Raw genomic sequence first — 18,518 nt, forward strand, 5'->3', positions numbered from 1 at the left:
TTTTTAGCAAGTGGTCAAAATATATAGTGTGTGATACAATAGACTAGCAAAGAAATTTGCACAGAGTAGATGGTTTGCGTCAAGTGTATGTGGATGGGATGTTGCCACATAACGAAGCTGATCTTTGCTTGCATCTGATGTCTCCTAGAGTAGGAACATTGGTCCTGGCTGAGAGTAGCGCGGTAAACCATTGCATCCGCTGTCGAATACACACGACAGCTCCATTTTTTGAAAAAGGAGCATTTTTTATGGAAAAGAAAATTCCAAAACTAACGGTGCAGCTGTTGGCTGCTATTGCGATGACCCTTGCCTTGGTCATGATTGTGGAGAACTATTTCTCTATTCGGATTTCTGATACTTTACAGGTTCAGTTTACCTTCATTCCCAATACTATTTTGGGAGCTATTGCAGGTCCGATTTGGGCAGCCGTCTTTGCGGCGATTTCAGACCCAATATTTGTCTTGTTTAGCGGGCAAACTGTCCTCTTCACTTGGATTTTGATTGAGGCGGTATCGGCTTTTATCTATGGCTGGTTCTTCTATCGAAAACCGCTAGACACCAAGAACAAGGCTGATTGGCTCTATGTTGCAGGGGTTGTTGTCTTGATTCAGGTTGTAATTTCCTTTATCATGACACCGCTTGCCTTCCATTTCCATTTTGGAACACCTTGGATTGTTCTGTATAGCAGTCGCTTGATTAAGGCAGTTTTTGAAATTCCATTACGCATTGTCGTGACTATGCTTGTCTTACCAAGTTTACAAAAAATACCTGAATTGGCTAAGTTAATGGGCATTAAATAAAACAGTATCTAGCAACAGGTCATCCCCCTGTTGCTTTTTATAGAGAGGGAAACATGAATTATTTAGAAATGAGGCAGTGGCTATCTAGTCGTCCTGCATCAGATTTAGAAAACGGCGTTGCACGTGTCAACTGGATTTTGGAACGCTTGGACAATCCCCAGCTTCAAGTGCCGACCGTTCACTTCGTAGGGACAAATGGCAAGGGCTCGACCCTCAGCGCCTTGCAGTCGATCTTACGGTCTTCGGGTTACACCGTTGGTCGTTTTACCTCGCCGTCCATTATCGATTTCCGAGAGCAGATTGTCTACCAGCAGGAGATGATTTCGGAGGAGGATTTTGCGAGGATTGTGACAGACTTGCAACCCTTGATTGAGGACTTGGACCAGACAGCAGAACTAGACGCCATCTCAGAGTTTGAGATTGTTGTAGTGGCTATGTTTGTCTATTTTGCTCACTACCAGCGTCCCGATATTCTCTTGGTGGAGGCAGGCATGGGCGGTTTACTGGATGCCACGAATGTCTTAAGTCCATTGGCGGTAGTGTGCCCCTCTATTGGTCTAGACCATCAATCCTTTTTAGGGGAGACTCATGCTGCTATAGCCCGTCACAAGGTTGCTGTCTTGCGTGAGCGGGTTCCCCTCCTCTATGCGACCGACCAGCCAGAAGTGGTGGCAGTTTTTGAGGAGCAGGCTCGTCAGCTTCAGAGTCCAACCTATGCGGTGGGGCGGGAGATTCTTTTGGAAAATAGCAGAGCAGGCTTTGCGGTTTCAAGTCTCTTCGATCGAGTTGAGGATTTGAGGCTACAGATGCAGGGCCGTCACCAAGAGGTCAATGCAGCCTTGGCAGTGACCACAGCTCAGCTCATCAGCCCTGATTTTCCAAAGATTACCGATGAAACCATCCGCCAGGGCTTGTCCCAAGCCATCTGGCCGGGCCGTTTAGAGTTGATAAGACCGAACCTCATGATTGATGGAGCCCACAATAATGAAAGTATCGCCGTCCTGACCCAGCTCTTGGAAGAAAAGTATGCTGACAGGGATATTGAAATCCTCTTTGCAGCCATCAATACCAAGCCTGTGGACCAGATGTTGTCCCAGCTCAGTCAATTTGGACCTGTTAGCGTTACGACTTTTGACGATTTCAGAGCGGTACAGTTAGAAGATTATCCGTCAGGCTATGAACGAGTTCAGACCTATCAAGAGTGGTTGGAGCAGGCGGACTTGGACAATCTCAAAAAACTCTACCTGATTACAGGCTCGCTATATTTTATTACCCATGTGAGGAAGTATGTTTTAGAAAAGTTATTCTGATATTAAAATTTTTCCCAAAAATTTTTGACAAAATTCTTAAAAATCATGCAAAATACTTGACAAAAGCCCTGCTATACTAGTATAGCAGGGCTTGACACTTCGGCCAAGCCCTGCTATACTAGTATAGCAGGGCTTGACACTTCGGCCAAGCCCTTCCTATTAGCTCATCAGGAGGAAAAAATGAAAAAGAACAAGTATATATATGGCACAATCGCGGCAACTACTGCCATCACCCTTGCAACCGTTGGTGCGTCTACCGTATCAGCAGACACACAATATGGTATTTTCTTAAACCGTGTGACTGGTGAGTGGCAAACTGTTAACCACGCCACAGGCGAAATTGTAAAATCTGAACCAAATGGAACTTACTCTTCTTATGAAGAAGCTCAAGCATCATTGACAACATCAACTGTTGAAGCTCCAGTTACAACTGAAGCACCAGCCGCGGAAACTACTGCTGTCGAAGCACTTAAAACTGCTGCTGATGTCAAACCAGCTCTTGATGCTCAACAAGCTGTTGTTGATGCAACTTCTCAAGATGCAACTAACGCTCAAGCTGATGCAGATGCAGCTAACCAAGACGTTACCACTGCTCAAGCAGACGTTGATACTGCAACCCAAGCAGTCAAAGACGCTGAAGCAAATACCGTAAACGCAACACCAGAAAACATTGCTGCAAACCAAGCTGACCAAACAGCTAACCTTGCTGACCAAGCTGCTAACGCAACTGAGACAGATGAAGTTAACGCTGAAATCGTAGCACAAACTCAAACTGTCGCAGACGCTCAAACTGCTGTTGATACTGCTCAAGCAGAAAAAGACGCATCTGATGCTAATGTCACTGCTAAAGAAGCTGATGTAAAAGCAGCACAAGACGCTATTTCTGGCACTGGTCTTGCTGAAGCTCAAGCAACTCTTGACCAAGCTACAGCTGACGTCAAAACAGCACAAGATAATGTTACAACTGCTACTACAGCCGTTGATACAGCTAAAAAGGCAGACGCAGACCGTCAAGCTAAGATTGATGCAGCAACAACTGACGTTGCAGTCAAAACAGACGCTGTTGATACAGCAAAAGCAAAATTGACTACTGCACAAGATACTGTTAAAACAACAACTGACGCAGTAAGCAAGGCTACTCATGCTGTCAAATCAGCAACAGACGCTCTTGCGAATGTGGATACTGTTACAATTGCAGACTTGACTCAATTCAAAGCTGATAAAGCGTCAGGCGATTCAGACTTTATGACTGATTCAGGTGCTACTGCTATTGAACAATCTTCAACTAAGATTGGTGAAGATGATAAAGCTGATGTTGTTGCAATTGGTAAACTCACAGTTGACCAACAACAAAAATTAAGCCTTTATGCAGCTCAAGTATTGACTGAAATCCGTACAAAACTTGGCATTTCAGACATCACAGTTACTGACGCAGCAATGAATTCTGCTAAAAATCAAGGTACTAAGTACGTTGCTCGTGGTACATCTGTTGCACAAGACGGTCACATCGCTGGTGACTACACTGGAGAAAACATCTCAACTGTATACTCAACAACTGATACTGTAACAATGTATGACCTCAAACAGCTAATGTACAATGCCATTATGGGACAAACATTTGCTGATGCTCCATCTAACTGGGGTCACTTGAAAAACAACCTCAAAGGTAATCATATCGGTGTTGACGTTGTAAAAGTAAATAGTCAACTTCACATCATCAGCGTTATCCAAACAGCTGGTGGTACTGAAATCTCCAACCCAAATGACCCAGCAACACTTCAAGCAGCACTCACTCAAGCTCAAGCAGCTCTTGCAGCGGCCCAAACTGCATCTGATGAAGCAAAAGCTAAGTTGACTCAAGCAAGCTCAGACTATGCAACTGCACTTGAATTGAAGACTCAAGCTGAGAAAGTCCTTGCTGATGCTACTGCTACACCGCTTCAAACACAGGTAGCAGAAAATAACCTACGTCTTGCTACTATTGCTTTGCAAAATGCTGAAACTCGTAAAGCTGACGCTCAAAAGGCTGTTGACAACTTCTCAGCAAATCTTGCTGAAAAGAAAGCAGCTCTTGACACTGCTAAAGCTGAACTTGCTACAGCACAAGCTACTGCAACCGCAAAAGCTGAAGCTCTTAAAACAGCTCAAGCTAACCTTGCAACACAACAAGCAACCCTTGATAGCTTGAACAAAGAACGTGATGCACTCCTTGCAGAAAAAGACCGCTTGGTTGAAGAAGCTAAGGCACTTGCTGAAGAATTGAACGGTTACTTGAATGCTCCTGCAATTCTTGCTGACGCACAAGCAACTCTCACAGCAAAACAAGCTGCTCTAACTGAAGCACAAGCTAAAGCTAAAACTGCACAAGACAAACTTGAAACTGTTACTGCTAAACTAGCTGAAGAACAAGCTAAACTAGCTGAACTCCAAGCAGAGTACGACAAACTCAAAGACCTTGAAGACAAAGCAAAAGACAATGTAATCGCAACACTTCCAGACGGAACAATTGTTGCAGTACCAAAAGATGCACCAACTGCTGCTGAAAAACCAGCTATTGACGTAGATGCAGTCAAAGACGCTATTACCAAAGGTCAAGATGTAACAGTTGTTGACGGTAAGGTTGTGGTGACAAACCCACAAGCAGGTGTCACCGTCACACCACGAGGTATTACTTACTCACGTGTAGACCGTGCTAAGGCCTTGCCAAACACAGGGGAGCAAACAAGTTTGTTGGCACTCGCAGGTGTGGCAGTATTATCTAGTCTTGGTCTTGCAAGTGCAAGAAGACGCAAACAAGGATAGGTAGTCAATATAAAAAATCTTCTTACTAAAGATAGTAGGAAGATTTTTTGGATTGCTAAAAATTTCGGAAAGACTACGCTATTCCAACAATTTTTAGGGATGAAATATGATACACTAGATGAGTAGAAAAGTGAAGACGGTAGCTCTTGATTTTCTGAAAGTGAGGTGATGCCTATGGGCAATTCATCAAAATCTGACGGAAAGGAGGAGCGTTCTTTTGACAGCTTTTGAAGTTGTGCAGACGATTTTAAGTTTCGGTGGTTTCACAGTTGCTTTGATTGGTTTGGGCTATAAAATCTTCAAAGATGAAGACAAAAAATAACCCGTCCCCACTTTTGCGCGAGTAGGACGGATTAAATCTGTAATACGAGCCACCGTCTTTTTAACGGTTCTACATTCGGAGCTGGATTGCCGTCCAGCTCTTTTTCCATTTTTATTATAACAGATTACATGTAAAATGCAAATAATCTGTTAATTTGGAGATTCGTTTGCTATAGGTTTGTTTCTTATAGTAGGCTCAGACTTATCGGTGAATGCCAGAATATGACGATACAGGTTAGAGAGCGTTTACTGATATATTATTTTAAACTGGCAAGATAGTTTCAGCGATTATTGGGTACTTCTTTGCTTTGCATAACTGTGATGTTAGTTGTCTAATAGTTTTTAATCAAATCAACCGTTGAGCGATCTAGTTTTTTAACGATGGCTTGCAAGAAGGCTTGAGCCTCTAGGAAGTCATCCATGCTATAGAGGGTTTGATGTGAATGGATATAGCGAGCGCAGACACCGATTGTCGTTGATGGAACGCCGTGGTTTTTCAAGTGGGCTGCACCAGCATCTGTTCCACCTTTACCACAGTAGTATTGGAATTTGACACCTGCTTCTTCAGCAGTTGTGAGGAGGAAGTCTTTCATATTTTTTAGCATGATGTGACCTGGATCATAGAAACGAAGTAGGGTACCATCCCCAATTTTTCCTTGGTCGCCATAAATATCACCTGCAGGTGAGCAATCAACAGCGAGGAAAATATCTGGATTGAACTTGGTTGTAGAGGCATGAGCGCCACGAAGACCAACCTCCTCTTGCACATTTGCCCCAGCAATCAACTGGTTTGGTAATGCTTGCCCCGATAGGTTTTCTAGCAGTTCGGTTACCATCAGGACACCATAGCGGTTGTCCCAAGCCTTAGAAATAACATTTTTTCCGTTGGCAGTAAGGATAGTTTCGTTTTTTGGAACCAGGACATCCCCCGGACGAACACCGAAAGCCCAGGCTTCGTCATAATTGGCAAAACCAGCATCGAAAATAATATCAGCAATGGCAGGCATGCCAGGAGCGTTAGCCCCCCGTGAAAGGTGAGGTGGTACTGAGCCTGAGATGGCTGGAATGGTACGACCGTCCTGCAACTGAAGAGTGAAGGCTTGGCTAGAAACAACCAGAGGATTCCAGCCACCTAGCTCGACAACACGGAAAGTACCGTCTGGCTTGATTTGGCTAATCATAAAGCCAACCTCATCCATGTGGGCGGCCACTAGGATACGAGGAGCGTTTTCAACAGCCGTATCCTTGATGCCAAAAATTCCACCTAGACCGTCTGTTTCAATGCGGTCCACATGTGGCGTGATTTTCTGGCGGATGTGGTTGCGAACCTGTCCTTCAAATCCCGGTAAGCTTTGCAATTCGGTTACTTCTTTAATTTTTTCAAAAAGAGTCATTTTTCTTCCTCCATGACATGATTACTACTATTTTATCACGAAGAGCTAGACTTGTCTTGAAAATATAGAAAAATATGGATAGTATTGACAAGAATGCTTGAAATTTGCTAGGATAGAAATGCCCCTCAAAATAGAGAGGAGGTGATTGCCTTGTTGTTCGAACTTCTCACATTGTTCGTTGCACCTATTGTATCAGGTCTTGTGTTGATACTCTTTGAGTATTGGCTCAACAATCGCAACAAATAGGCCCCAGGGGCAAAAGAAAACCCTCAACGCTGGGAACGTTGGGGGCTTTTTGATTGCCGATGTATTATCGAACTTCTCACTGTAAGACCATTCTATCTATTTTTAAGTCTTTTGTCAAGTGGTGCGAGTTTGTCTCAGCTGTCACAAGTCCAATGGCATTTTTGGGAAAAATTCGGAGAAATATGATAAAATAGTCAACATGAAAAAGAAGAAGACAGCCTTGCTAGCAGGCTTATTGGGGGCAGGTGTGCTCACCGCTAGTGCTCAATTTTACCGTAAAATCCAAGAAGACCGTAAAAAAGCACAGGCCTTGCAGGAGGTACGTGACTTTTTCGCTGATTTAGGAGAGATTGCCACGGTCTATGTGGATGAAACAGCCTCAACTCGTGACCAGCTTATTGGCGGGGTTGTGATGGAGGCAGGACAGGTGTTTTTATTTGAAAATACCAAAGGTTCTATTCAATACAGGGAGGAAGAAAGATGATTTTTCCAACAAATCTTGAAGAAGTGGCTGCTTTGATTGAAGATGGCAAGCCGACTGTTTTTCTATTTGTGACGACTTGGTGTGGAGATTGCCACTATATTAAACCGCATGTGCCAGCTATCGAAGAAGCTTTTCCAGATCTCCGTTTTGTGCAACTGGATCGAGATGACTTTATGCCTTTGGCACAGGAATGGGCTATTTTAGGCATTCCAAGTCTGGTTGTTTTGGAAAATGGTAAGGAAATCGGTCGTTTTGTCGATAAGAATCGCAAGACCAAGGAAGAAATCATGAACTTCTTAGCTGGACTGGGTAGATAAATTAGCAGAGAAGCTCTGCCATTTCCCAAAAGAAAGGAAAGAACATGAAGAAATCACTAGGAAAAATCCTTCTAGCACCTGTGGTGCTGGGTTTGGGTTTGGGTTTGAGTCTTGCTCCCTTGGTGCAGGCTGAGATTCAAACAGATGTTATCAATGAAAAATGGGGCAAGCCAACACTAGTCTACGGTGGAGGTCTGTCAGATGCGCAGGCGACAGAGGTTAACAATCTATTTGGTATTTCGGATGTCAATAATGTTAGCCGTCAGGTGGTTGTTGGCGCGGATATGGACCAATATTTAGGTACATCTGGAGCGGACACAGCCTCTCTCTATTCATCTGTCTTGGTGCAAAAGCAGGACACTGGCAAAGGGGTTGTGGTGGATATTAAGACGCCACAGAACATCACCTTGATTACCGAAACGCAGTATGCCAATGCGGCTATTACAGCTGGTGCGACAGATGTCTTGATTGACGTTGCGGCACCCATTCAGGTGACGGGAGAGTCCGCCCTGACAGGTGTTTACAAGGCTCTTGCAGCCAATGGTGAAACAGTTGATACCGCTCGAACTGAAGTAGCTCAACAGGAGCTAGAGACAGTCAATGAAGTGGCAACGGCTCACACAGGTGACACTAATTTTGATAGTTCGGCCTTGGATAAGGCAGTAGCAGAAATCAAGACAGCTCTTGCCGACTACAAAAAGTCTAATGGTCAGGTAGCTTCCGAATCAGACATCAATACTATGATTAACGATGTCTTGGCCAATAACGGTTTGGAAAATGTCATCACAGCAGATGAAATTTCTAAGCTAGTCACATTTGCCAAAGCTTATCAGGAAACCTCTGCTATTGATTCGGCTGAGGTTGCTGCCCAGCTCAACCAGTTCAAGCAACAGGCGGAGCAACAAATTTCAGAAGCCTATAAGAATCTACAAGATTCAGGGATTTTAGAAAAAATCGGTGCCTTCTTTGAAAATCTTTGGAAAGGCTTGACCGGTCTATTTGCATAAAGGAGAAATGAAAAAGAAATGATTTTTACATATAATAAAGAACAGGTTGGCGATGTCCTTATGGTGATTGTGGCTGAAGACAAGGGGCAGCCTGTTCAGTTTGAACGCAAGGGTCAAGTGGCGCGTGTTTTCCTAGAGGACACAGGGAAAACAGTAGCCTGGAATATTTTTGAAGCATCAAGTTTGGTTGAGATTGCTGGAAATGGTCAAGTTTTCATGACAGACGAGCAAGTTGCGACCTTGAATGCTGAATTGGCTAAGGAAGGTTTTGCTGAAGGCTTGGTTAACGACAATGCTCCAAAGTTCGTAGTCGGTCAGATTGCGGAATTGGTTCCTCATCCAGACAGCGACCACCTCAATATCTGTCAGGTCAATGTTGGGGACAAAACGGTGCAAATCGTAGCTGGTGCCCCAAATGCTGCCCAAGGATTGAAAACCATTGTGGCTCTTCCGGGGGCAATGATGCCGAGCGGTAGCCTGATTTTCCCAGGAAAACTACGTGGTGAAAATAGCTTTGGTATGATGTGCAGTCCGCGTGAATTGGCTCTACCAAACGCCCCACAAGTCCGTGGTATTATCGAATTAGACGACTCCGCAGTAGTCGGAGAAGCCTTTGATCCAGTTAAACACTGGAAGGGATAGAAAAGAAGAATTGGTCGCTTGGCCAATTCTTTTATGCTGGTTCAATTTTTCCTTCAATAGCCTGTTCGATTTCTTCGGTCGATGCTTGATGTGACCTAAGTTGGAAGTAAAGACTAGACAGAAAATGTTGGAGATTGAGCCACCGGAAGTAGTCTACTGGTTCTTGATTTGGAAAGTCCAGCTTGCTAATCCATCCTGTCAGCTCTTGGCTGGTTACTTTTTCATTCAGTAGTAAATATATAAGAATTTGTGCTAGACGGATTTCCTCGCCAGCTGAGAAAACTTTACTTTGTTTAGTTAGACAAGTGACAATAGTTTGCCAGACTGCTTTGCTTTTTTCATCGGGAAATTGATCGTGACAGCTTGCAGCCAGAAGAAAATCAGCTCCGTGGGCAGCGGTATGGATCCAACCGAGTTTTTCATCATAGCCAGACCAGTCATTTTCAATCGTCAAATAATCCAAGGCCTGCTGGAAGAGTAGCTCACGGTCGTTAGTGCTTAAAAATGCATGATAAATAGACTCTGGTTCATTATCGACAGACAGCAACAGACAGTAAAGTAAGCAAGTAAAACTTTGCTTTAGTGTGGAACTTTCTGGGGAAAATGGCTTGGTTTCTTGAGAGAATTGCAGTAGCGACTGTGCTTGCTCTCTTGTAATCAAGCCCTCCAAAAAGATATGGCAAAAACTAGCATAGACCAGTTCGTCGCGTATAGTAGGGTCTGGATGGCCGATGTTTTCCAACAACCAAGCCAGTTCGGCATTGGTATATGGTTGGGAGGTCTGTATCTTTTCCATCAAAAATTCTTTCATGATTTTCGCTCCTTTTCTAATCCTTCTACGAATAAATAAGTAGGAGGATATAAAATGTACAATAAAGTTATTTTAATCGGTCGCTTGACGGCCCAACCTGAACTCACACAAACACCAACTGGCAAAACTTTGACTCGTGTTACTGTTGCAGTTAATCGACGATTTAAGACAGAAAATGGTGAGCGTGAAGCAGATTTTCTCAATGTTATTTTCTGGGGCAAATTGGCGGAAACACTTGTCTCCTATGGCAGCAAGGGTAGTCTGATTTCTATTGACGGTGAATTGCGGACGAGAAAATACGAAAAAGACGGCAGCAACCACTATGTGACAGAGATTCTAGGCCAATCATTCCAATTGCTTGAAAGTCGTGCTCAACGTGCTATGCGTGAAAATAATGCGAATGATGATTTGGTGGATGTGATTTTGGAAGAGGAAGAATTGCCGTTTTAAAGCAATATCAGTCCCAAGACCGATGGAGCGTATTGAAAAATAGGCTATACTATAGTCAATCCTAAATATTTTTCATATCTCCTTAAAAACACCGACGAAAGTTGGTGTTTTTTGCTACTTATTTCTATATTTCCACCATTCTATCAGCATGATAATTAGAGAAAGTAGGAGAACTCCGTAGAAGAAAAAGATGATGTAACGAGGGTGGCTAAAGAAAAATATCCAGACTAGCCAGAGTAGATAGGAGAATATCATTTTCCCCCAAAAGCCTAATTTACGTTTTAAAAACCATTCTGCAAAACTTTCGTGAACGGAAAAACGGCTTTCAAGGTAATCTGTTTTTAAATCTCTAAAAAATTTCATAAATCCCCCTTAACTTTTTAATAATAGTATAGCATAGTTTTGCTATAATTAACAGGTTGCGTTTTCTCAGTCCCTGGACGGATTTTAGGTAAATTAAAAAAGAATTTTCTTGACTATTTTTGACCAAGTGATACAATAGGAAATGTGAATTAGCACTCATATGTATAGAGTGCTAAAAATACCAGGAGGTAGTAAAATGTTAAAACCATTGGGCGATCGTATCGTCGTAAAAATTGAAGAAAAAGAACAAACAGTTGGTGGCTTTGTCCTTGCAGGTGCAAGCCAAGAAAAGACAAAAGAAGCAAGTGTCCTAGCGATTGGACAAGGGATTCGTACCTTGAATGGTGACTTGGTTGCCCCAGCGGTAGCAGTTGGAGATACTGTTTTGATTGATGCTCATGCAGGATTGGAAGTCAAAGACGGTGATCAGACCGTTCACATCATCCGTGAAGCAGACATTTTGGCAATTGTAGAATAAGAGGTAGGAAAATGGCAAAAGAAATCAAATTTGCAGCAGATGCACGTGAAAGCATGGTCCGTGGTGTTGATATTTTGGCTGATACAGTCAAAGTAACCTTGGGTCCAAAAGGTCGCAATGTTGTCTTGGAAAAGGCTTATGGCTCACCACTCATTACCAACGACGGTGTGACCATTGCCAAAGAAATCGAATTGGAAGACCACTTTGAAAATATGGGTGCTAAGTTGGTATCCGAAGTGGCGTCAAAAACCAATGACATCGCTGGTGACGGTACAACCACTGCAACTGTTTTGACCCAGGCTATCGTACGTGAAGGCTTGAAAAACGTAACTGCAGGTGCCAACCCAATTGGTATCCGTCGCGGGATTGAAGCAGCAGTTGCAACTGCGGTTGAAGCCTTGAAAGCACAAGCAAGTCCTGTGTCGAATAAAGCTGAAATTGCTCAAGTTGCGGCTGTGTCTTCGCGCTCTGAAAAAGTTGGCGAGTACATTTCTGAGGCTATGGAGCGCGTGGGAACAGACGGCGTTATTACTATCGAAGAATCTCGCGGTATGGAAACTGAGCTGGATGTGGTAGAAGGCATGCAATTTGACCGTGGTTATCTGTCACAATATATGGTAACAGATAATGAGAAGATGGTTGCGGAGCTTGAAAATCCATTCATCTTGATTACCGATAAGAAAATTTCTCATATTCAAGATATTTTGCCGCTCTTGGAAAGCATTCTTCAGACCAACCGTCCGCTTTTGATTATTGCTGACGATGTGGATGGTGAAGCACTTCCTACCCTTGTTCTCAATAAGATTCGTGGTACTTTCAACGTTGTTGCTGTTAAGGCGCCAGGATTTGGGGACCGTCGTAAAGCTATGTTGGAAGATATCGCTATCTTGACAGGTGGTACAGTCATTACAGAAGACCTTGGTTTGGACTTGAAAGATGCGACCATTGAAGCCCTTGGTCAAGCTGCCAAGGTTGTGGTCGACAAGGATGGTACAACTATTGTTGAAGGTGCTGGCAATCCAGAAGCCATTGCCAACCGTGTGGCTGTTATCAAGTCACAAATTGAGGGAACAACTTCAGAATTTGACCGAGAAAAATTGCAGGAGCGTTTGGCTAAATTGTCAGGTGGTGTTGCAGTTATCAAAGTCGGTGCCGCAACGGAAACTGAGTTGAAAGAAATGAAGCTCCGTATTGAAGACGCCCTCAACGCAACACGTGCCGCAGTTGAAGAAGGAATCGTTGCCGGTGGTGGTACAGCCCTTGTCAATGTTATCGGTAGCGTAGCGAAATTGGAGTTGACAGGCGACGATGAAACAGGACGCAATATTGTCCTTCGTGCCTTGGAAGAGCCAGTACGTCAGATTGCCTATAACGCAGGTTATGAAGGTTCAGTTATCATTGATAAATTGAAGAATTCTGAGCTTGGAACAGGCTTTAATGCTGCGACAGGTGAACGGGTGAATATGATTGAGGCAGGAATTATCGATCCTGTTAAGGTGACTCGTTCTGCTCTTCAAAATGCAGCTTCCGTAGCCAGCTTGATTTTGACAACGGAAGCAGTTGTTGCCAACAAACCAGAACCAGCCGCTCCAGCTATGCCACAAGGTATGGATGGAATGGGTATGGGTTACTAAGAAATAGCAAAATGACACAGCTGAAAGGCTGTGTTTTTTCTGGTAAATTCTCAAAGTAAGTTCTAGTTCCCGTCCTTCCAGAAGTTACTTTGAGAAAACTGCATAACATCAACAGAATTTAGTCTCAGACTAAGTTCTGTTTTTGACTAAAAATGTTGATAGTAGTGAGTTTTAGGGTTGAAAATGTTGAAAATGTTGAAAAAAAGAGTACACTAAAGTTACTGGCTCTGAGACGTCTCAAAGTAAGTTCTAGCTATCTAGAATTTTGGATGGGACAAGTTCCTTTCTATTTTGAAATTATTTTTTGATAAAAACTAACGATTATTTATCCAATAATCGAGGTGATTGGATGACGTTCCCAGGGTCAATTTTAGAGATTCCCAAAAGTGTTGCCAATTCCTCACCGTAGGTAAATGTAAAGAGTTCATAGGCGGATTTTCCGTTGAAAGAAGCTCGTCTGACGCTGTTGACATGCGAACAAACCAGGTTGATGTCCTCCTGTGTCAAGTTATCAAACGAACTTCCTTTAGGAAGAATATCTCTGATAAGTGTGTGATTCTTCTCAATTCTCCCTTTCTGGTCAGAACGATTTGGGTCACAGAAGAATAGCTTAGATTCTCCACGAACATCCATTTCGATATCGTCCACTCTAGCGAATTCACCGCCATTATCGGTCAGAATGACAGGGAATAGTTCGCAGAAGTCCATCTCTTTCTGATGCAGGTCATTCTTGATAGCGTAGAGATGTTTAGCGACCTCATTAGCTGTTTTATTATCAAGTAATCGAGCGAAGATAAAGTTACAGAAGGAGAGGTTAAAGGTGAGAAGTACCTTTCCACCGATCCGTCCAGTAACGGTGTCCATTTCCAGCCAATAGCTGATTCCTTTCTCTATGAGAAAGCGTTGGAAGTCCTCGTAAGACCGTCCTTCTTTGGCAGTTTTAGGAATGGGTTGTAGTTTTCTGGTTCTCCGCTTTCTGAATTTCACGACACGGGGGAAATCAATGGGCTTTGTGGACAGATAGCCTTTTTCAAGGTATCTGTAGATAGAAGCTCTGGATGCCGAAAGTTCGTTTGAGGCGATGATGTGGTTGAGGTGTTGGCCCTTTTGGATGGCAGCAGAAACAATCTCATCCATGCGATAGAATTCGTCCTTGTTTAGTGCAACACCCGTTCTCGAGTCTGAGAGCTTAGCTTCATAATCAAGCTGAGCTCTTTTTGCGTAGTAGAACTGTTTCTGGTATCCGCAGTTGCTTCTCTTTTTCGGACAGGCATTACAAACGTATGGAGCCTTTTTGAGTAAAGGGCAGGCCTCACAATTGGAAGTACTAGAGTTCTCTTTTATCACTCTATTTCTCCGAACTTCTTTTGAAATTGTGGACGGGTCTTTTCCTAGCTTAACAGCGATAGCTGAGAAGGGCTTAAGTTGTTCAATTCCTATTTGAATATCATTGCGATCAGAGAGAGTTAAGTGTTTGTTTTTCATTGTCAGTTACCAACTTGTCCCATAGTAAGTTCTACCTTATTTCTTTGTCTCAGTCTAATTTCCAGTTTTTAAGATAGACTAGAACTTACTTTGGGAATTTAGCCTGTGTTTTTTCTTAAAAATTTCAAACATATCTATTTGACAATGGTTTTGGGATGTGGTACTATATTAGACGGTACTTTTTACTTTTGGTCTCTCAAGAGTGTACAGGGACGTGCTGACAAATGTTGCAAAAGTACACACAGATAGGGGTTGTCACCAATGCCTTATCACCAAAAATAAAAAATATATACAGGAGAATGTAGATGCCTACAATTAACCAGTTGGTACGTAAACCACGTAAGTCTAAAGTAGAAAAACCTAAATCACCAGCTTTGAACGTTGGTTACAACAGCCGTAAAAAAGTTCAAACTAACGTTTCATCACCACAAAAACGTGGTGTTGCAACTCGTGTCGGAACAATGACACCTAGAAAACCTAACTCAGCCCTTCGTAAATTCGCTCGTGTACGTTTGAGCAACCTTATCGAAGTTACTGCTTACATCCCAGGTATCGGTCACAACTTGCAAGAGCACAGCGTTGTTCTTCTTCGTGGTGGACGTGTAAAGGACCTTCCAGGGGTACGTTACCATATCGTTCGTGGTGCGCTTGATACTGCAGGTGTTAACGATCGTAAGCAAGGCCGTTCTAAATACGGTACTAAACGTCCAAAAGGCTAAGAAGGGGGAAATATAAATGAGTCGTAAAAATCAAGCGCCTAAGCGCGAAGTATTGCCAGATCCATTGTATAACTCAAAATTGGTAACTCGTTTGATTAACCGTGTTATGTTGGACGGTAAACGTGGTACTGCTGCATCAATCGTTTACGGTGCTTTTGATCAAATCAAAGAAGCAACTGGTAACGATGCACTTGAAGTATTTGAAACAGCAATGGAAAACATCATGCCTGTACTTGAAGTACGTGCACGTCGTGTCGGTGGTTCTAACTACCAAGTCCCAGTTGAAGTTCGTCCAGAGCGTCGTACAACACTTGGTCTTCGTTGGTTGGTAACAATCGCTCGTAACCGTGGTGAGCACACTATGATTGATCGCCTTGCGAAAGAAATCATGGATGCAGCAAACAACACTGGTGCAGCTGTTAAGAAACGTGAAGATACTCACAAAATGGCAGAAGCAAACCGCGCATTCGCACACTTCCGCTGGTAAGATAGGATGTGAGGACGTTAAGAAAATTCAAGGAAAAATAGGAAATCAGACGATGGACCTCAAGGTCCAAGGAAGATTTACACCTAAAGGTAGCCACACTTGTAATTGGCTAAAGCCAAAACAATTGCGTCTCTTTTTTCCAGAATTTTTAGTCCGAACTCAACTAAGATTAAGATACGAGGGCGTCAAGCAACTCCTAGACAAAATAGGGAAGCGAAGCAGATTGCTGTGCAATCAATGAGGTTCTCACCTAAAGGTAGCCCCATTTGTAATTGGCTAAAGCCAAAACAACTGCGTCTCTTTTTGTCAGCGAGTTGTAGCCCGAGTTCAATTAGGATGTGAGGACGTTAAGTTAGTTCTACATAAATCAATTGAGATTATGGTAGCAACTTATCGTTCAACCATCACAAACCGGATTGAGGATGACCTCATCCACTTCACACCATTAGTAAGAAATCAAGCGGGTGGGACTTGCCCACTCGCTTTTCTTAAAATATGGTATAATAAAGTATAAAACTAAAATTATAGGAGAACAAACCTCATGGCACGCGAATTTTCATTAGAAAAAACTCGTAATATCGGTATCATGGCGCACGTTGACGCGGGTAAAACAACGACAACTGAGCGTATTCTTTACTACACTGGTAAAATCCACAAAATCGGTGAAACTCACGAAGGTGCATCACAAATGGACTGGATGGAGCAAGAGCAAGAGCGTGGTATCACTATCACATCTGCTGCGACAACAGCTCAATGGAACAACCACCGTGTAAACATCATCGACACACCAGGACACGTGGACTTCACAATCGAAGTACAACGTTCACTTCGCGTTCTTGATGGTGCGGTAACCGTTCTTGACTCACAATCAGGTGTTGAGCCACAAACTGAAACAGTATGGCGTCAAGCAACTGAATACGGTGTTCCACGTATCGTATTTGCTAACAAGATGGATAAAATCGGTGCTGACTTCCTTTACTCAGTAAGCACACTTCATGAGCGTCTTCAAGCAAATGCACACCCAATTCAATTGCCAATCGGTTCTGAAGACGAGTTCCGTGGTATCATCGACTTGATCAAGATGAAAGCTGAAATCTATACGAACGACCTTGGTACAGATATTCTTGAAGAAGATATCCCAGCTGAATACCTTGAGCAAGCTGAAGAATACCGTGAAAAATTGGTTGAAGCAGTTGCTGAAACTGATGAAGAATTGATGATGAAATACCTTGAAGGTGAAGAAATCACAAACGAAGAATTGAAAGCTGCTATCCGTAAAGCAACTATCAACGTTGAATTCTTCCCAGTATTGTGTGGTTCAGCTTTCAAAAACAAAGGTGTTCAGTTGATGCTTGATGCAGTTATCGACTACCTTCCAAGCCCGCTTGACATCCCTGCTATTAAAGGTGTTAACCCAGATACAGATGCTGAAGAAGAGCGTCATGCATCAGATGAAGAGCCATTTGCAGCTCTTGCCTTCAAGATTATGACTGACCCATTCGTAGGTCGTTTGACATTCTTCCGTGTATACTCAGGTGTTCTTAACAGCGGTTCATACGTATTGAACACTTCTAAAGGTAAACGTGAGCGTATCGGACGTATCCTTCAAATGCACGCAAACAGCCGTCAAGAAATTGAAACTGTTTATGCAGGTGACATCGCCGCTGCGGTTGGTTTGAAAGATACTACAACTGGTGACTCATTGACAGATGAAAAAGCAAAAATCATCCTTGAGTCAATCCACGTTCCAGAACCAGTTATCCAATTGATGGTTGAGCCTAAGTCTAAAGCTGACCAAGACAAGATGGGTATTGCCCTTTCTAAATTGGCTGAAGAAGATCCAACATTCCGCGTTGAAACAAACGTTGAAACTGGTGAAACAGTTATCTCTGGTATGGGTGAGTTGCACTTGGATGTCCTTGTTGACCGTATGCGTCGTGAATTCAAGGTTGAAGCAAACGTAGGTGCTCCTCAAGTATCATACCGTGAAACATTCCGCGCTTCTACACAAGCTCGTGGTTTCTTCAAACGCCAGTCTGGTGGTAAAGGTCAATTCGGTGACGTTTGGATCGAATTCACACCAAACGAAGAAGGTAAAGGTTTTGAGTTCGAGAATGCTATTGTCGGTGGTGTGGTTCCACGTGAATTCATCCCAGCGGTTGAAAAAGGTCTCGTAGAATCTATGGCTAACGGTGTTCTTGCTGGTTACCCAATCGTTGACGTTAAAGCGAAGCTTTACGATGGTTCATACCACGATGTCGACTCATCTGAAACAGCCTTCAAAGTGGCAGCATCTCTTGCCCTTAAAGAAGCTGCTAAATCAGCTCAACCAACTATCCTTGAGCCAATGATGCTTGTAACAATCACTGCACCAGAAGATAACCTTGGTGACGTTATGGGTCACGTTACTGCACGTCGTGGTCGCGTTGATGGTATGGAAGCTCGTGGTAACACACAAATCGTTCGTGCTTATGTGCCACTTGCTGAAATGTTCGGTTACGCAACTGTACTTCGTTCAGCAACACAAGGTCGCGGTACTTTCATGATGGTATTTGACCACTACGAAGATGTACCAAAATCTGTACAAGATGAAATCATCAAGAAAAACGGCGGCAATGCTTAATTGCTAACCCAGGCAGCTTCGGCTGCCTTTTTCTATGTAAGTTCCTGCATTAAAGTATGCAAACTCTTGCAATTTTCGGTAAATAGTTATATAATAAAAACGTTGAAAAGATGCTTGTAGGCTTACAAGTTAATATTTTCACAAA

The 18,518-nt window shown here is 43.1% G+C and carries 19 protein-coding genes and 1 riboswitch; of the genes, 15 read left to right on the forward strand and 4 right to left on the reverse strand.

Annotated features, from left to right (window positions below):
* Positions 1–59: 59 nt before the first annotated feature.
* Positions 60–204, forward strand: a riboswitch (THF riboswitch).
* Positions 205–248: 44 nt separating this feature from the next.
* From K6969_RS01385 to K6969_RS01400, 4 genes are all read left to right on the forward strand, one after another.
* On the forward strand, positions 249–800 hold the full coding sequence (locus tag K6969_RS01385; protein ID WP_171942931.1) for a folate family ECF transporter S component: 552 nt from the start codon (positions 249–251) through the stop codon (positions 798–800).
* Between the two features lie 53 nt (positions 801–853).
* A complete protein-coding gene (locus K6969_RS01390; protein WP_171942930.1) occupies positions 854–2,110 on the forward strand; it encodes a bifunctional folylpolyglutamate synthase/dihydrofolate synthase in 1,257 nt (418 codons plus the stop codon).
* Between the two features lie 180 nt (positions 2,111–2,290).
* Positions 2,291–4,912: an SEC10/PgrA surface exclusion domain-containing protein gene (locus K6969_RS01395; RefSeq protein ID WP_321537438.1), complete on the forward strand. Its 2,622-nt coding sequence runs from the start codon at positions 2,291–2,293 to the stop codon at positions 4,910–4,912.
* Positions 4,913–5,093: 181 nt separating this feature from the next.
* On the forward strand, positions 5,094–5,234 hold the full coding sequence (locus tag K6969_RS01400) for a putative holin-like toxin (RefSeq protein WP_099875943.1): 141 nt from the start codon (positions 5,094–5,096) through the stop codon (positions 5,232–5,234).
* A 331-nt stretch (positions 5,235–5,565) separates the two neighbouring features.
* Here K6969_RS01400 and pepA read toward each other — a convergent pair whose 3' ends face one another.
* The gene (gene pepA, locus K6969_RS01405; protein WP_171943164.1) at positions 5,566–6,627 is read right to left on the reverse strand and encodes a glutamyl aminopeptidase; all 1,062 of its coding nucleotides are present in this window, start codon (positions 6,625–6,627) and stop codon (positions 5,566–5,568) included.
* A gap of 141 nt (positions 6,628–6,768) precedes the next feature.
* Here pepA and K6969_RS01410 point away from each other — a divergent pair, with 141 nt between their 5' ends.
* The 5 genes from K6969_RS01410 to ytpR all read left to right on the forward strand — a co-directional run bounded on the left by K6969_RS01410 (position 6,769) and on the right by ytpR (position 9,323).
* Positions 6,769–6,873: a type I toxin-antitoxin system Fst family toxin gene (locus K6969_RS01410; protein ID WP_125175873.1), complete on the forward strand. Its 105-nt coding sequence runs from the start codon at positions 6,769–6,771 to the stop codon at positions 6,871–6,873.
* A 199-nt stretch (positions 6,874–7,072) separates the two neighbouring features.
* Positions 7,073–7,357, forward strand: coding sequence for a DUF4651 domain-containing protein (locus K6969_RS01415; RefSeq protein ID WP_044682592.1), 285 nt, complete (start codon positions 7,073–7,075; stop codon positions 7,355–7,357).
* Positions 7,354–7,674: a thioredoxin family protein gene (locus K6969_RS01420; protein ID WP_172011758.1), complete on the forward strand. Its 321-nt coding sequence runs from the start codon at positions 7,354–7,356 to the stop codon at positions 7,672–7,674. The genes K6969_RS01415 and K6969_RS01420 overlap by 4 nt, the downstream gene beginning before the upstream one ends.
* A 44-nt stretch (positions 7,675–7,718) precedes the next feature.
* The gene (locus tag K6969_RS01425; protein WP_171943162.1) at positions 7,719–8,681 is read left to right on the forward strand and encodes a DUF1002 domain-containing protein; all 963 of its coding nucleotides are present in this window, start codon (positions 7,719–7,721) and stop codon (positions 8,679–8,681) included.
* A gap of 18 nt (positions 8,682–8,699) precedes the next feature.
* Complete coding sequence (gene ytpR, locus K6969_RS01430) at positions 8,700–9,323, forward strand: YtpR family tRNA-binding protein (protein WP_171943161.1); 624 nt, start codon at positions 8,700–8,702, stop codon at positions 9,321–9,323.
* 31 nt (positions 9,324–9,354) lie between these two features.
* Here the strand turns inward: ytpR and K6969_RS01435 are convergent, their stop codons facing one another.
* Positions 9,355–10,134: a DUF2785 domain-containing protein gene (locus tag K6969_RS01435; RefSeq protein WP_171943160.1), complete on the reverse strand. Its 780-nt coding sequence runs from the start codon at positions 10,132–10,134 to the stop codon at positions 9,355–9,357.
* Between the two features lie 54 nt (positions 10,135–10,188).
* Here K6969_RS01435 and K6969_RS01440 point away from each other — a divergent pair, with 54 nt between their 5' ends.
* Complete coding sequence (locus K6969_RS01440) at positions 10,189–10,584, forward strand: single-stranded DNA-binding protein (RefSeq protein WP_171943159.1); 396 nt, start codon at positions 10,189–10,191, stop codon at positions 10,582–10,584.
* A 114-nt stretch (positions 10,585–10,698) separates the two neighbouring features.
* Here the strand turns inward: K6969_RS01440 and K6969_RS01445 are convergent, their stop codons facing one another.
* Positions 10,699–10,947: a hypothetical protein gene (locus K6969_RS01445; protein ID WP_171943158.1), complete on the reverse strand. Its 249-nt coding sequence runs from the start codon at positions 10,945–10,947 to the stop codon at positions 10,699–10,701.
* Positions 10,948–11,143: 196 nt separating this feature from the next.
* Between K6969_RS01445 and groES the strand changes: the two genes are divergently transcribed.
* Positions 11,144–11,425, forward strand: a complete 282-nt coding sequence (gene groES, locus K6969_RS01450; RefSeq protein WP_014637330.1) for a co-chaperone GroES — start codon at positions 11,144–11,146, stop codon at positions 11,423–11,425.
* 11 nt (positions 11,426–11,436) lie between these two features.
* Positions 11,437–13,059, forward strand: coding sequence for a chaperonin GroEL (gene groL, locus K6969_RS01455; RefSeq protein ID WP_321537439.1), 1,623 nt, complete (start codon positions 11,437–11,439; stop codon positions 13,057–13,059).
* 321 nt (positions 13,060–13,380) lie between these two features.
* Here the strand turns inward: groL and K6969_RS01460 are convergent, their stop codons facing one another.
* The gene (locus tag K6969_RS01460) at positions 13,381–14,544 is read right to left on the reverse strand and encodes an IS30 family transposase (protein ID WP_321537440.1); all 1,164 of its coding nucleotides are present in this window, start codon (positions 14,542–14,544) and stop codon (positions 13,381–13,383) included.
* A 305-nt stretch (positions 14,545–14,849) separates the two neighbouring features.
* Between K6969_RS01460 and rpsL the strand changes: the two genes are divergently transcribed.
* The 3 genes from rpsL to fusA all read left to right on the forward strand — a co-directional run bounded on the left by rpsL (position 14,850) and on the right by fusA (position 18,373).
* Positions 14,850–15,263 carry a 30S ribosomal protein S12 gene (gene rpsL, locus K6969_RS01465; RefSeq protein WP_024380262.1) on the forward strand — a complete coding sequence of 138 codons (414 nt, stop codon included), beginning with the start codon at positions 14,850–14,852 and terminating at the stop codon, positions 15,261–15,263.
* A 16-nt stretch (positions 15,264–15,279) separates the two neighbouring features.
* Positions 15,280–15,750: a 30S ribosomal protein S7 gene (rpsG, locus tag K6969_RS01470; RefSeq protein WP_002940031.1), complete on the forward strand. Its 471-nt coding sequence runs from the start codon at positions 15,280–15,282 to the stop codon at positions 15,748–15,750.
* A gap of 541 nt (positions 15,751–16,291) precedes the next feature.
* Complete coding sequence (gene fusA, locus K6969_RS01475) at positions 16,292–18,373, forward strand: elongation factor G (protein ID WP_002938501.1); 2,082 nt, start codon at positions 16,292–16,294, stop codon at positions 18,371–18,373.
* Positions 18,374–18,518 lie beyond the last annotated feature (145 nt).

It is taken from the genome of Streptococcus suis (genome assembly GCF_019856455.1).
Classification (GTDB): Bacteria; Bacillota; Bacilli; order Lactobacillales; family Streptococcaceae; genus Streptococcus; species Streptococcus suis_AE.